Annotated in this window: 10 protein-coding genes; 7 read left to right on the plus strand and 3 right to left on the minus strand. The window is 39.1% G+C overall.

Features of this window, described 5'->3' with window-relative positions:
• Positions 1 to 40 precede the first annotated feature (40 nt).
• From ADICYQ_RS29240 to ADICYQ_RS27575, 7 genes are all read left to right on the plus strand, one after another.
• Positions 41 to 1,651: a SusC/RagA family TonB-linked outer membrane protein gene (locus ADICYQ_RS29240; protein ID WP_051160107.1), complete on the plus strand. Its 1,611-nt coding sequence runs from the start codon at positions 41 to 43 to the stop codon at positions 1,649 to 1,651.
• On the plus strand, positions 1,600 to 3,483 hold the full coding sequence (locus tag ADICYQ_RS29245) for a SusC/RagA family TonB-linked outer membrane protein (protein WP_051160108.1): 1,884 nt from the start codon (positions 1,600 to 1,602) through the stop codon (positions 3,481 to 3,483). The genes ADICYQ_RS29240 and ADICYQ_RS29245 overlap by 52 nt, the downstream gene beginning before the upstream one ends.
• 12 nt (positions 3,484 to 3,495) lie before the next feature.
• Positions 3,496 to 4,878: a RagB/SusD family nutrient uptake outer membrane protein gene (locus ADICYQ_RS03690; RefSeq protein ID WP_081652283.1), complete on the plus strand. Its 1,383-nt coding sequence runs from the start codon at positions 3,496 to 3,498 to the stop codon at positions 4,876 to 4,878.
• A gap of 184 nt (positions 4,879 to 5,062) precedes the next feature.
• Positions 5,063 to 6,847: a DUF8769 domain-containing protein gene (locus tag ADICYQ_RS03695; RefSeq protein WP_020891700.1), complete on the plus strand. Its 1,785-nt coding sequence runs from the start codon at positions 5,063 to 5,065 to the stop codon at positions 6,845 to 6,847.
• Positions 6,848 to 7,108: 261 nt separating this feature from the next.
• Positions 7,109 to 8,179, plus strand: a complete 1,071-nt coding sequence (locus tag ADICYQ_RS03700) for a PKD domain-containing protein (RefSeq protein ID WP_020891701.1) — start codon at positions 7,109 to 7,111, stop codon at positions 8,177 to 8,179.
• 181 nt (positions 8,180 to 8,360) lie between these two features.
• The gene (locus tag ADICYQ_RS26565) at positions 8,361 to 8,687 is read left to right on the plus strand and encodes a helix-turn-helix domain-containing protein (RefSeq protein WP_020891702.1); all 327 of its coding nucleotides are present in this window, start codon (positions 8,361 to 8,363) and stop codon (positions 8,685 to 8,687) included.
• 229 nt (positions 8,688 to 8,916) lie between these two features.
• A complete protein-coding gene (locus ADICYQ_RS27575) occupies positions 8,917 to 9,069 on the plus strand; it encodes a hypothetical protein (protein ID WP_020891704.1) in 153 nt (50 codons plus the stop codon).
• Positions 9,070 to 9,700: 631 nt separating this feature from the next.
• On the opposite strand, the gene ADICYQ_RS03710 is transcribed toward ADICYQ_RS27575, so the two are convergent.
• Genes ADICYQ_RS03710 through ADICYQ_RS03720 form a run of 3 tightly spaced genes read right to left on the minus strand, consistent with a single transcriptional unit; the run spans position 9,701 to position 15,335 of the window.
• A complete protein-coding gene (locus tag ADICYQ_RS03710) occupies positions 9,701 to 10,144 on the minus strand; it encodes a hypothetical protein (protein WP_146948619.1) in 444 nt (147 codons plus the stop codon).
• 36 nt (positions 10,145 to 10,180) lie between these two features.
• Positions 10,181 to 11,791 carry a RagB/SusD family nutrient uptake outer membrane protein gene (locus tag ADICYQ_RS03715; protein WP_161625572.1) on the minus strand — a complete coding sequence of 537 codons (1,611 nt, stop codon included), beginning with the start codon at positions 11,789 to 11,791 and terminating at the stop codon, positions 10,181 to 10,183.
• Between the two features lie 19 nt (positions 11,792 to 11,810).
• Complete coding sequence (locus tag ADICYQ_RS03720; protein ID WP_051160109.1) at positions 11,811 to 15,335, minus strand: SusC/RagA family TonB-linked outer membrane protein; 3,525 nt, start codon at positions 15,333 to 15,335, stop codon at positions 11,811 to 11,813.
• Between the last annotated feature and the right edge of the window lie 118 nt (positions 15,336 to 15,453).

The raw sequence follows: 15,453 nt of genomic DNA on the forward strand, positions 1-15,453 counted from the left end.
CAGTCTTATTAAAATTAATTTCCAATAAAAACCCAAAATTATGAAAAATAAATTACTAAAGGCAATACTCAGATTGTCGAAAGGCTTTTTGTATGGCTTACTATTACAAATGATGTTGGTCAACTTTGCCAGTATCATGCAGGCAAAGGGCGTATACAAGGGTAAAGAAGAAGTATCCATTCGTTTATCAGCTTCTGAGCTGAGTGTGCAACAATTTTTCATCGAGGTAGAAAGAGAAACACCTTTTAAGTTTTCATACGAAAACAAGGAGTTGGATAAATCTGAGATAATCCAATTTAAGTACAAAACAGGAACGGTCGAAGACCGGCTAAAAGATGTGGGTCAACAATCAAGCCTTAGTTTTCGGAAAATGAACCACATCATTCATGTGGCCCTGAATGAACCGGCAGAGGTTAGGAGCATTGAGGAGGCGGACTGGGGGCAGGTAAGCGGTACGGTAACCGATGAAAACGGTGAGCCATTACCGGGGGCATCTGTTACTGTAGCAGGAACCGCCGCAGGTACTGTAACGGATTTGGATGGCAATTATAACATTACTGTTCCAGATGGAGCGACATTAATTTTTTCTTATATAGGGTTTGAGGCGATGCGGGTCTCTGTGGATAACAGGACTAAGATTGACGTTAGTTTACAAGCTGATATTTCTTCATTGGACGAAGTGGTGGTAGTAGGCTATGGTACAGTTAATAAAAGGGATTTAACCTCAGCTATTTCACAGGTGAGCGGTAAGGATATTGAGAACCGTTTCACTTCAAGGATTGACGAGGCCTTACAGGGCAAACTTGCCGGGGTATCTGTCCAGCAAACCAGTGGCTTACCCGGAGCAGCGCCTGTTATAAGGATTCGTGGCACCAGCTCAATTACCGAGGGCAATCAACCGCTATGGGTGGTTGATGGCATGCCCATCGAAGATGCCAACATAATTGCCAATATTAACATGAGTGATGCCGAGAGTGTGGAGGTACTGAAAGATGCTGCAGCAGCTGCCATTTATGGTTCTCGGGCATCTAATGGTGTGGTAATAATAACGACCAAAAAAGGCAAGTCTGGCAAAACAAATATTTCATATAACATGAGATACGGTATACAGGAACCTGAAAAATTAGTTGATTTTGTTTCAGGGCCTGAACATGCTGAGCTTTTGGCAGAATGGAGGGCTTGGCGATGGGAATCAACAGGTGGTGATCCAAATGAACCGAATGCAAGCAGACCCGCCAATATGAGGATTGACCCCAACTGGCTGACAGGGGATGTCCCTAATTATAATATTCAGGATCATTTGTTCCGTACTGCATCTATTCAAAACCACAATATTTCCCTTTCAGGTGGTAATGATAAAACAACTTATTTCATGTCGTTAGATTACCTGGATCAGGAAGGTATTGCTGTCGGAACATCCTTTGAAAGGTTCTCTATAAGGACAAACGTTGAATCTAAAGTGACAGATCTGATCACCATTGGGTTAAATATTGCAGGAAGCACTTCTACTCAGATTGATGCCAATTCCGAAGGAAAAGATAGAAATATAAACACTTCATTGAGGCATGGTGCTCTTGTAGACGCCTCAGATTTTTATTTTTGGATGATGGTTTTACATTTAGGAATGATTATTCATTTGAGTATGGGTTAGGTAATGCTTCAAGTAGTATCTATCAGCTTAACAATCTAAGTCAGGAATTTACCAGACCACAGGCACTAGTTAATACGCACATCGATTTTAATTTAATTGAAGGCTTGGTCCTCAAGATGGCCGGATACTATAGATACAATTCTCTTAAGTTTTCAGAAAGAAGAGATATGATACTTGGGGGTGGAAATTCAGGTGCAGCAATTTCAAATGAATTTCAGAATAATTGGACGTTGGAATCAACACTCAACTACATCAAACAAATTGGTAAACATTCAATTACAGGGTTATTGGGATATAGTAGTCAGAAAGACTACACCGAATTCTCATCATTATCAGGTAGGGGCTTTCCCAATGATCTTTCCCTCACTTTGAATAATGCAACCGAGATATCGAGCTGGAACGAGGGTATAAATGAATGGTCACTTATTTCCACGTTTGCAAGGACTACTTATGGATATGACTCTCGTTATTTATTCACAGCGAGCATCCGAAGAGATGGTAGTTCGAGATTCGGTTCTAATAATAAATGGGGCTTATTCCCATCTGTTTCAGCAGCATGGAATATTGCTAATGAAGCCTTTTTGAGAGATAATTCAATCTTTAGTAATCTAAAGTTACGAGCAAGCTATGGTAAGACAGGTAATAACCGAATTGGAAACTATCGGCATTATGCTACACTGGCAAATGCCAATGCTGTACTGGGGTCAGGTGAAGTACTTGTCAGCGGTTTGACACCAGGTGGTTTTGAAAATAGAGATTTAACCTGGGAAAAAACAGCAACAACTAATATTGGGATTGACCTAGGATTTCTTAGCGATAGGATCAATTTATCTATTGATGCCTATGAAGCGCTAACTGATGATCTCCTTTTATCAACCCCGTTACCACTAACAACAGGATTTTCGTCCACTATATTAAATGTTGGTGATGTTAGTAATAGAGGAATAGAGATTGAATTAAATACTAGAAATATTACTACCTCTGATTTTGAGTGGAGTACTACTTTTAATTATTCATTTAATAAGAATGAAGTACTGAAAATGGGTCAAAATGATGCTCCGATCATAGATGGTGAGTGGTATTCTCGAGTCAGTTACACCGGAGTAGGGGAGGCAATTGGAAGTTTTTACATGTGGGAAACAGATGGTATTTTCCAAAACGAGGCAGAGGTAGAAGCCGGGCCTATTTTTAAGAATGAAGAGGTGGGAGACGTACGCTTTAAGGATCAGGATGGTGATGGGGACGTCGATGAGGATGACAGAAGGATCGTAGGTCAGCCAATGCCCAAGTGGCAATTTGGTTTTACCAATAATCTGAGGTACAAAGATTTCGACTTTAGTATTTTTATCAATGGCTCCGGGGGACATCAAATTTATAATGCTCAGGCCAGGTATTATGACAGGGCAAGTGCTACTGATAATAACTTAATGGCCAGATGGGCAAACAGGTGGCGCTCAGAGGCCAATCCAGGTGATGGGATTACACCAAAAATCTCTTCTACGACCGGTACCAATGGGACAGATGAAGAACAGGATGCATGGCTTTATGATGCAGACTGGTGGAGAATTAAAAACATCACACTTGGCTACAATTTACCAGAAACCTTATTATCAAAAATAAGGGTCTCCCGATTGAGAGTTTACGTCTCAGCTGATAATCTTTTCCTAAAAACTGATTATGTGGGTTATAATACAGAAGGAGTGTTTGCTCCAGGCGCAGCAAACAGAGGTGCCAACCAAACTGAGGCCAGCGCAAGCGGAAGTTGGGGTTATGATTTCGGAACTTTGCCTCTACCAAGAACTTTTGCAGTTGGTTTAAATCTCACATTTTAAATTGTACTTATCATGATGAAATTAAATAATATATATAAGACAGTTCTATTACTTTTTGCAATCTGTATGGGGGCATGCAGTGAGGAATTTCTAGACCTGCCCCCAAAAAGCAATGGTACAGTGGGTCAGTTCTATTCCAATCAGGCTGACTTTGAAACAGCGGTAGTAGGTTTATATTCCGAATTTAAAGGTGCGGTGATTGAATTACAGATGCTGGAAGAATACCGTGGAGATAATTTGACGAATATTCAATATTGGTATCTCGAACTTGCGGAAAATCAGTTCGGTCCGAATACAACTAGTATGTTTTGGGATCTCTATACAGAATTAATCTATCCTGCTAACATCATCCTGGAAAGAGTTGATCAAGTAGATATGGATGATGCAGCCAGGGATAGAATAAAAGGTCAGGCCTACTTCTTTAGAGGAATTGCTTACTACACTTTGAACTTATGGTTTGGAGGTGTACCAAGTGTTACAGAACCACTAGATGTTGATGAATCCTATAGTCTCGGACGATCTACTGAAGCTGAAATCTGGGCTTTAGTGGAATCTGACTTCACTCAGGCTGTCTCATTACTCGACCCTTCAGTTGAAATAGGAAGGGTGGATAAGTTTGATGCTGAAGCCTATCTGGCAAAAGCCCTTATGCAACAGCAGAAATGGGGTCAGGCAGAAACCGCTTTAGCAGATGTTTTCAATAATAGTGGGGCTGCCCTTGAGACCAATTGGAATAACCTGTGGACCATGGATGCTGAGAAAAGTTCTCAGGAATACATGCTTTCAGTCCTATTGAGCCCTGTTGCTCCAGCCAACAACTGGGCGCAGCAGTTTTTATATATGGAAAACACACCGGGTTTACAGGGTAATTTCTTATATAAGCCAGGTTATTACGAATCATTTGAAGCTGGTGATATCAGAAGGGATGAGACATTGGGTTTTACGCCTAATCAATTGAAAGAGGAGAATAGAAAATATGACTTTGGATATGACTTAAATGAATTTAGGTTTGTTGGAGATCTGGTTGTGCTCAGATTCGCAGATGTTCAACTGCTATATGCTGAAGCTATTACCATGAACGCAAATTCAACCCAACAACAGTCGTTGGATCTGATGAACGAGACAAGAAATAGAGCTGGTTTAGCCTCTCTGACTCTTGCAGATGTTCCTACCCTTGATGCTTTTATTACAGCTATTTTAGCAGAAAGAAGGGCCGAACTGGCATTTGAGGGACATAGGTATTCTGACCTTAAAAGGCAGGATAAGCTTGTAGAATATGTAAATGCCATGGGTGGAGTCTATAATTTTGATGAAACTTACAACTATGTTCCAGTCCCATTGCAGGAGATTGACAAGGTAGGATCTGATATCCTGAAACAAAATGAAGGTTACTAATATTAACCGCCTCAGCTTCTATTAAGTGAATTACTAGTGATCTGATATTGATCTCATAAACAAATGAGGTGGATTATGTCCACCTTATTTGCTTTATATGTTCGGGTTTATGGTTTTTTCTCATTAACAGTTTATTAAATTAATTTAAAGAATAATAGCTTTATCATAATAAAAAAAAATCATCATGAAGCATATTACTAGGGTTTTGCTAATTGTCTTTGTCATGTCAATAGTCCAGTCATGCACTAACGAGGTTAATGACAACAGCTATATCAAATACGAAAGTGTCCGATTAACTCCCGAGGAGAGAAAGATTGTGGAGGAAAAACTGGACGGACTTCACGAAAAATTCGATCCTAAAGAGAATATGATTACAAAGACGCTGAGCGGATATAATTACCACACCGATGCAGATAGTGGCGTATTTCATGAGGTTCGGGGCTCATTCTATTATGCCGCTTTATTATTGGATTTGTCTGATGACCAATACACTGATCGGGCTTTTAATATTATTGAAAAGACAATCACATTGCAGGATCAGGATACTACTTCCAAATCAGTTGGTGTATGGCCCTATTATCTGGAAGAGCCACTTTCAACCAAAAAATCTCCTATTGATTTTAACTGGGCCGATTTCAACGCTGTAAGTCTTCTTGACGTTTGGATGGGTCATCAGGATAGGATTCCCAGTGACCTAAAACCCAAAATCAAAGACGCGCTGATTCTGGCAGCCAAATCAATCCAAGAACGAAATATGCGGCCTGGTTATACCAATATCGCTATCATGGGGGCTTATGTTACCTATATGGCTTCAAATCTGTTTGATCTTCCGGAAATGAGGGAATATGCCAGTGGAAGACTGAAACGATTCTATGATTATACGCTTGACAAAGGAGGGTATTCGGAGTACAACAGTCCTGCATACACGATAGTAGCTCTAGATGAATTGTTTCGAATGAAATCACACATTATTGAGCCCACTGCCAAACAACAAGTTGACTCATTGTATTCCATCGGTTGGGAAATCATTGCTAGACATTATCATAAGCCCACGGGTCAATGGGCTGGTCCTCATAGCCGTTCATACAGTACTTTGGTTCAGCCAACTTTTTATTCAATATTAAAAGAAGGGTCAAATGGACAAATAGATATAGGAATTGAACAAAAACGCAACAATGTAAAGATCAAACATCAAATCCCATCGTATTTGATGCCCTATTTTCTTTCTCCTGAATACCCGCGTACAGAAAAAGATGTCTTCGAGAAAGAGAATCCTCAAACCATTGGTACAAGTTACCTTACTGATGAATATGCACTTTCTACGGCAAACAGATCAAGTCTTTGGAATCAGCGACGTCCATTTTTATTGTATTGGGGAGAGGTTCAAAAACCGAAATACTTACAGGTTAGGTTTCTGCATGATAATTATGATTTCAGTTCTTCCACTTTTTACAGTGAGCAGGAACGAAATAAAGTTCTTGCAGGTATCAACTTTATTTCCAACGGTGGAGATAAACATATTAGTATAGACCGGTTAAAAGAAGGGAAGTTCATTGCTAAAGATCTTCGGCTACGTTTCGAGTTTGGTAATATGAATGAGCAGGATAAACTTGTATTACCAAAGTCAGTAAATGACTTGATTACAATTAACCTTGATCAGTTGGTTTTGAATATGCAGCTATATAATGCCCAATTTGACGCATTTACCGGTCGCTGGGAAAAAGGTGGTGATGATAAAAACTGTTGGATTGATCTTGTCTTTTATTCGGGAGTTGAGAAGGAATTTGATTTAACTAAAATCGATAAAGGTTTTGCGGGGTTTATATTTGAAGTTAATACGGTAGGTGATCGCCAGGAGAATAGAGATGTTAAAATCTCTGAAACTGATGGAGTATTAAATATCGAGTGGAAAGGACTTAAACTTGAAACCCCTGTAAAACCTCAATCCCCGGAGAATACATTCATTTAATGAGTTGCCATCAAGTTGATAAAAAATCTTAGGACCGGGTTTAAAAGAAATAGCTCAACCCTATGCAAATATTGACTAAGCAGAAACCTATCTTTAAAAAAATTGATGGGTTAACTGAAAACTGGAAGGCAACCTAGCAATGCCTGTGAGTACATTGCTGAGAGAAGACCAGGCCATAAACACAATCAGGTTTATTCTGAATTTGACGGGTTACCAAATAATAATAAATATTCTTATGCATTCTAAATGTTTGTTCGATAAATGACCAATCTGAAAATTTGTCTTTTTACCATATTCGCTGTTTTTTGTACTTCTTCAGTGAAGGCGCAAAATGAATCCGCGAATGAGACCTCCGGAACTGAAAAAGTATTCAAAATCTTTCAGTTCCCTAAAAATCAGATACCACGTATAGATGGAAAATCGGATGATTGGGAAATAGTACCCAATTCGTATGAATATGGCAATGAAATGTTGAAAGATACAGAGGATGGATTTGGGAACGCAATTGATCATACCAGTGATTTGGATGTAAGCGTAAAGGTAGGTTGGGTAGAGGGTTTGAACAGGCTGTACTTTTTGTATGAAGCTACTGATGATTTTTGGGATTTTGGTAGGTTTAGTAATAAGGGGTACCTCAATGATATTTTTGAAATAGTGGTTGATGGCGACCTTTCCGGTGGTCCTTTTATTTATAACCCAGCTTATACTAAAGAAGACCTGAAGTGGGATAGCCAAACGGAGGCCTATTTAGAAAACCATTTTACTTTCAGTGGTGTCCACGCTCAAAATTACCATATCTATACCCCGCCTGTTAATAACGCATGGGTTTTGATTTGGGGCAACCAACATTGGATAGGTGATTTTCCTCAATCAAATTATGCTTATGATTACAACTTTGAACCTGGGGAGGAAGGAAAGCTCGTTTTGGAATTTTGGGTTACGCCCTATGATTATGCCCCTTTTGAAGGCCCTCAAAAGGCCATTGAATCGGAACTCATTCAGGGGGAAAGCATTGGGCTTTCCTGGTCGGTATTAGATTTTGACGGAGGGGAAAGAGAGGGGCATTTCAATTTATCCCATGATACCCGCATGGTGAAAGACGCAAGCTACCTGCGCAAGTTTAAATTGATGCCAATAGAAAGTGAATTAAAGGATATGATCAAGGCAGAATGGTCCTTTGAAGTGATAGATATGGAAAAGAAGCGTGTATCCTTCAGAGATGAATCACAAGGTGAGATTTTGAAATGGGAATGGGATTTTGGGGATGGAAATTACTCGAATGAACAACATCCGATCTATCAATTCAAAGAAAAGGAATTCACAAAGTGGTGACCTTAACTGTAGAAGGGCCTGCCGGTAAATCTAAGCATACGAAGTACTGGGAAGTAATGATAAGGTAAATACTATTTTGAAGCACGGCTATTGCTCTTATAAGGCAGGAGATAGTGAATCAAGAAGAAAAGATATTGTCGACTTCCTGAAAAGGTGCGGTTAAGTTGGGGAAGAAAAAAGAATGCCTTTTGCCATTGGTGAACTTATCAAAAAAGAGCGAAGACTTTTAAAAATGACGCAAGAACAACTTGCCACCAAAACAGGGACTAAAAAAAGCTTTATTTCCATAATTGAGAATGGAAAAAGTGATATTCAACTTTCAACCCTTTATCGAATATTAGAATTAGGAATAGGTGAAAAATTTATTGAAAATAGAATAAAAGCGAGTTCAAAATCACCTAAAAGCAAGCAGGCGAAAAATGCTTACTTGAAAATTTTTATCTTTAACCTATATATCATGCTACTTACTTTTATTCAAAAATCTGAAAGCAGGACCTTATTTAGCTAATAATTTAGTTCTCCTAAATCACCAACTTTTTGTAGCTTCAAAACGTTGTGAATAATGCATAAAAATCCGTTTCCATAATCTCTGGATGTAATGGTGTTGGAAAAACAGCCGCTTCATATACCATTACTCTATTATTCTTTTGGAAAACACCAATTAATCGCTGACAAGATGGGAACAGACGATTTAGAAATAATCGATATTGAAAAATTTAAACAATTGAAAAAGTTTTATGACTCAAAAAGATAAACAAATTGAATTAAAAGATAAGATTGTAAAAGGACTTGAGAAAGTCTATGAACGTCTTCTTGAATTCAAGAAAACAAAAAACAGCGAGCTTGTGATAATGGAAGGAGATAAAATCGTGAAAATAAAACCGGAATAAGCACCATGCACAACACATTTTTCAAAATTATTAGTTGAAAAATACTTTAAAATACAATGGGGTATATAAAAGAACCAAAGGATGTTGACTTTATTATAGAAAGTGAGCCTTTAATAGCCCATAGACAGAAAACGAATCAGTAAATTTATCGCTGACTACAAAGGGAAAAACAACAATAAAAAGATTACAACGCCAACATCGAGACAACCCTGATAAATGTAGAAGTACGACCGCATAACAGAATGTATAGTTAATTACGGTTTGTGTTGATATTCAATTTTTTAGCGTTTAAAATTAAAGTGCTAAACCAAAAATCATGGTGCATTAAAATCCGCCACAACCCAAACATGTGCGGTTACACTTTATCGAATACTAGAATTAGGACGGGACAAAATTAAAAAAAGATCCTGCCATTTTTTGGCAGGATCTCATAGGTAAGTTACCTGGTATCATTAGCTTTTCCCTCACATGATGTTCTAAATGTTTGGAATTAATTGCTATGATTTACTTATTCAAGCATAAGCTGATGAGATAATAATCACCAGCTTTACCATCATATTGTCTTCGACCAATGGCCCCGATTTTTCAAAGGGCGTACTCAGTTACTTAAAACATAAATCGTTTTAATTAACTAGGGTTGAAGAGTGATCGAAATGATCCCTGAATCTGTAGCTCCTGAAAATACAATCGTAACTGCATCGCCTACATTATTCAAACCAGCTTCAGACTTTGAGTAGGTTACGGTAGCAGTCAAATCGCTGCCAACCGTCACCTCTTTTAAAGACCCGTCTAAAGGCAATAACTGTAATGCTCCATCAGGATCCCATGAAGGCACCTGGTTTTTTAATACCTCTGCTTTCATCACATCTCCTGATTTTGCATTTGGAAAATAGGCATTAATGGTGAAATCAGAATCTGCCGCCGTTACACCATTTGAGGTGACTTCAGAAATATCAGTAATGATCACCTCACCATTTGCATCCAAAGGGATGTCAAAATAGGGTTGCTCGGTACAACCCATCATTAATACAAACGATACTATTAATGATATCGATAATATATTTTTAGTTTTCATATTTATTCAATTTTTGATTAAATGAATGCCTCGAGACTACTTTGTTTGTGTTGGTAAATACCCAAAATTCTGCTGAATTTGCCCATTGTTGTTCATTTCATCTCCTGGTATAGGAGATAACAAATGCTGAGGAGTAAAAGCAAAGTTGAATATTTTAGGTTGGTAACCAACGAAGTTATTAATGCCTGAGATTTCTTCATCGCCATAAACGATGCACCTTCTCGTACGTCGCTGATCCCAAAGCATTTTGTTTTCAAATACCAACTCCCAGGCACGTTCACTAAGTATATCTTTCAGGGTAAGCGTTGCGCCACTTAGAGGTGCTAAACCGGCCCTTAGCCTTACTTCATTTATCCCTTTCTCTATTTCTGTGGCACTTTCACCCAATGCCCAATTTACTTCTGTTAGCATTAGTAATATATCAGCATATCTGTAATGTGACCAATTCAGTCCGGATCCATTCACTGATTTTACTGCTGCTACATCGTAGTATTTGAATAAGTGAGGAGGCGAAAATTGAATAATGTCAGTTGGATCATCAATGTTCGTATCCCAAGTAAAAAACATCCCTCTCTCCATAGCACGTTCATCATTAGCAGCATATGAATCATAATAATGCTTAGCTGGAACAAATGAACCGTTCTCATCAGATTTCGAGATTTTAGTCAATAATGGTAAAGAAGGTTGCAATATGCCATTGTTATAACCGGGTTGGATAGAATACTGTACTTGAAATATGGCTTCTCCATTATTGTTCATGGCCGGATCATGCAAGTCATCATAAGTTCCCAATGCATAACTACCGTATAGCGCATCAAGCTGTACTTTCGCTTTTTGCAAAAATGCCTTAGCAGTACCACCACTCACAGGATACTCCTGCATAGACCAAGATCCCTCCCCACACCAATCTTTAGCAGGATTAGTCTCTACTTCCTGGTAGGGATATCCGGAAACGGTAAGGTATACATCAGCTAAAATCGCTCTGACAACATCCTGTGTTACACGTCCATCGTTGGATTTACCAGCTGGAACAGCATTTAGTGCAAATTCAAGATCAGGAATAATTACCTCATCGTATATTTGCTTGAGACTGGTACGAGGCATTTCTGCTTCATTTACATTGGCAAGAGGAGCGGTAATCATCACCGCATCACCCCAGTACCGAACGATATTGAAATAATAGAAGGCGCGTAAGGCACGTACTTCTCCTTGATATTGAGCCAATATTGCTTCCGATAGATCTACAGAAGGGAGCAAATCCAGCGCAAGGTTAGCATCCTGAACCCCAGCATACCAATTTGACCACTGATTATTGAAATTATCCAATAGGTTACCTGTTACCTGATTCGTAGCATATTTATCGAATTGGGCATGTGGTTCACTTGTAAATGCGCCACCTGTAGGGAACTCTAAGGTGTTGGGCAAAATATTCCCCCAATCCCTGGCACCACCGGTCCAGGAAGATAGCATTCTGTAAGCGCCAATTGCTAAAGGTTCTCCGTATTCTCTAGACGTCAAATCCGCTTGAGAGGTAAGCTGATTAGTCGGTACTTCCTCCAAAAAGTCCTCGCAACTACTTAGGGTAATAAGGAATACCATTAAAAAAATTGCGGGTCTTATCACGATATTATTTTTATTGTATTTCATATTATTAACTCTTTTTAAATTAGAAATTAACATTAACCCCTAAAATGAAGTTTGTAGGATTAGGATATTGATATTTATCAATATTCTGAATATTAGATCGCCCTTTATCCAGCGAACTACCTTCAGGATCATATCCTTCCAACTCAATTGCAGTTAATAGGAAGAAGTTTTCCATTGAGTAATAAACCCGTAAACTACTAATACCTGCCAAATCAGAAAATGTGTAGCCTATCGAAGCTGCTTGTCCTCTGATAAATGCTGCATTATAGATTTCGTGGGTATCAGTAAAAGAATCGTACCGTGCACCAGCATTTCCCGCTTTTACCTGAGCTACCATGGTGTTCTCCTGATGGTCTGGACGCCAAGCATTAAGCACTCTGTTTACCATGCCTGATACAAATTGACGGTCTTCAGCAGACTCATGCACAATGGCTTTGTCCACTCCACCAACAAATTGTATCGTTATGTTGGCATCAAATTTCCCATAAGTGATAGAATTGATCAATCCACCGTAAACATCAGGATAAGAATTACCAATAATATTACCATCAGAAATCAACTCGATTTTTCCGTCCTGATTTACATCTTCAAACTTCAAGTCACCAGGCACCCTACCATAGCGTGCAGCCAAAGCAGCTTCCTGTGTGCTATATACACCCATACGGTTAAGTCCGAAGAAAGAACCTATTGATTCGCCAACTCTATATACTGAAGTAGCGTTACCTGCACCGGCATCAACGAAAACGTCGGCATCTGAGGGACCAAGTTTCAAAATCTCATTTCGATTGGCAGACAGTGTCAGACGTGAATCCCATGAGAAATTAGGCCTTTGAATATTGGTGGTTCCCAATCCGATTTCTACCCCTCTGTTTTGTACTTCTCCTAAGTTTACAAAAGCACTACCGGGTGCGCTTGAATTTGGTAATGGAAGATTAAACAACATGTCGCTCGTCGTTTTATGGTAATAGTCAGCTACGATACTGACCCTGTCCTTGAACAAGCTAAGGTCAATTCCAATGTCATACTGAAAAGTTGTTTCCCATTTTAAGTCGGGATTACCTGTAGATCCTGGATAGAAACCTGATTGTAAGCCATTTCCAAACATCACATTTGCTGTGTTGATATACCTTTGGGTTACAAAACTTCCAATCTCCTGATTACCCGTCTGCCCGGCACTGGCCCGAATTTTAAGATTAGAAACTACACTGTTACTTATCAAAAATTCTTCATTGGAAATTGTCCAGCCTAACCCAATAGATGGAAAGAAGGTATATTTATTGTTAGGTCCGAACTTTGAAGATCCATCCATACGTCCGGTTGCTGTCAACATGTATTTGCCATCATAAGCATAGTTGACACGTGCAAAGTACGAATTCAGTGCACTTCTTTGATTTGAAGAATAGACTTGCGGTGTATTTGCGCCTGCATTTAAATTATTGTAACTGTAAAAATTTGATGGAAAATTAGAAGCCTGCGCTTCTACCCAATCAGTTTGAGTTTCCTGCCAAGAAAGTCCTAGTACACCAGAAAATGAATGCTCGTCAATTACTTTATTGTAATTAAAGTAGTTTTCATTTTGCCAATAAAACCACCTTTGATTGCTTCCTCTGGCATCTGAATTCCTTGTTCCCTGGAAGTCCCCGTTAGACCATCTACTGTCTTCACTCCTGTTATCTATAGCAAAATTTGCCTTAAAACTTAAATCCTCAGTAATTTGAGCGTTAAGTACGATACCTCCAGTCAACTGTTGGTTAAGATAGTATCCATCTCTCTGACCTGTTGTGTATACAATATTGCTCCAATTCTCTCCAACAGGAAAATCTCTGCCAGTACTATAGTTACCTGCATATATACCAAATGCAGGATCATCTGGATATTTGGTAGGCAAAATTGGCCATGTCTCTGAAATGGTTCTGAGTTGATCATCTCCTCTTGTATTTTTCGCCCTTGAATACAAAATATTTGTGCTTACGCCCAGCCATTTATTCAATTCGATATCCGTTGTAAACCGGGCATTTGTACGCTTGTAGTAAGATTGCATCAGAAGACCATCCTGATCAGTATGTCCCAGGGCAAATGAGTACTTTGCATTTTCAGACCCACCACTCACATCAATATAATGGTCTTGCGAAAAGGAATTATCAAAAGCGATGTCCTCCCAGTTTGAGTAATACCTAGGTTTGTAATAATTTCCGTCATTCCCAAGCAGATCCATAAAATAACCTCCCTGGGGAACCTGCTCAAACAAATGCGGCATTTCAGACCATGAAGCGCCAGTACCCCCATTCTCACCGCCTCTGAAATCCTTTGACTTATCCAGAGTACCATACTTAGGGGTGTTGTTAAACGCCTGCTCATATAGGTAGAAAAATTGGTCTGTAGTAACAGTATGATTATTTCTCTGCATGGTTCCCAATGTTGCAGAACCATTATAATTAACTTTTACTTCACCAACTTCCCCACGCTTGGTGGTGATTATGATTACCCCATTTGCTCCTCGGGTACCATAGATCGCGGTGGCGGAAGCATCTTTCAGAATATCCATTGATAAAATATCCTGTGGGTTAATGTTTCTCAAGGCATTGCTAACCCCAATAATTCCATCGACTACAAAGAGCGGATCACTGTTTGAATTAATGGAGTTTGTACCTCTGATACGAATGATTGGATTGGAGCCTGGATACCCAGCACCTTGCTTAACTACTTGAACACCTGACACTTTGTTTTGAAGAGCTTGTCCAATATTAACAACTGGTCTATCTACAAGTTCCTTTGTTGATACACTGGAAACAGAGCCTGTTACGTCACTTCTTCGTTGCGTACCGTATCCTATTACCACTACTTCATCGAGCCCGCTGATATTTTCAATCAGGTTAACATTGATGACTGTTCTAGTGCCTACTGTTTCACGTACGGATTCGAATCCTATAAATGTAAAGTCCAATACTGCATTTCCATCGGCTACATTTAGCTCATAAAGACCATCTAAATCAGTGACAGTTCCGGTTTGAGTGCCGACAACTCGTACATTCACTCCAGGGATACCCTGAGGATCCGTATCAGAAGTAACTTTTCCGCTAACTGAAATAAGCCTTACGGGAGCAGTGGAGCTAGATTGTTGTACTTTTTGCGGTTGATTTACCTTTGGGGTAATTACAATACTGTTTTCATTTCTTACATATTGTAAATCTGTATTTTCCAGAAGTAAATCCAGCGTAGTTTTGAGGGTTCTCTTAGACTTACCTAACGATAGATTTTGATGCTTCTTGATTTGATCCAACTCATAAGAGAACTTGTAAGAAGTGCTTTCCTCTATCTTTTTGAAGGCAGTCAACATTGGCTCACCTTTTAGTTCTATACTGACAGAAACATCCTCAAGATCCGGTAATTGATTGCTGGCCTTAGTAGTAGTAATCATAAAAAGAAATACTAAAAAGCCGACTCCAAGCGTTTTAAAAGGAATTGCCAATGCTTGACAATTCAAGGGATAAAGTCCATGATTTTCAAACAGGACACGATAGGTCCTAGATAAATAAAATTTCATAGTTTTGATTTGGGTTAAGTTAATTGATATTGACTGATTCGATGCCTTTCATTAGGCAGAGCTGCTTCGGATGCAACCGGGGCAGCTTTTTTATTTTCTGGATTTCACATAGGCTATG

The organism is Cyclobacterium qasimii M12-11B (assembly GCF_000427295.1).
Taxonomy (GTDB): Bacteria; Bacteroidota; Bacteroidia; order Cytophagales; family Cyclobacteriaceae; genus Cyclobacterium; species Cyclobacterium qasimii.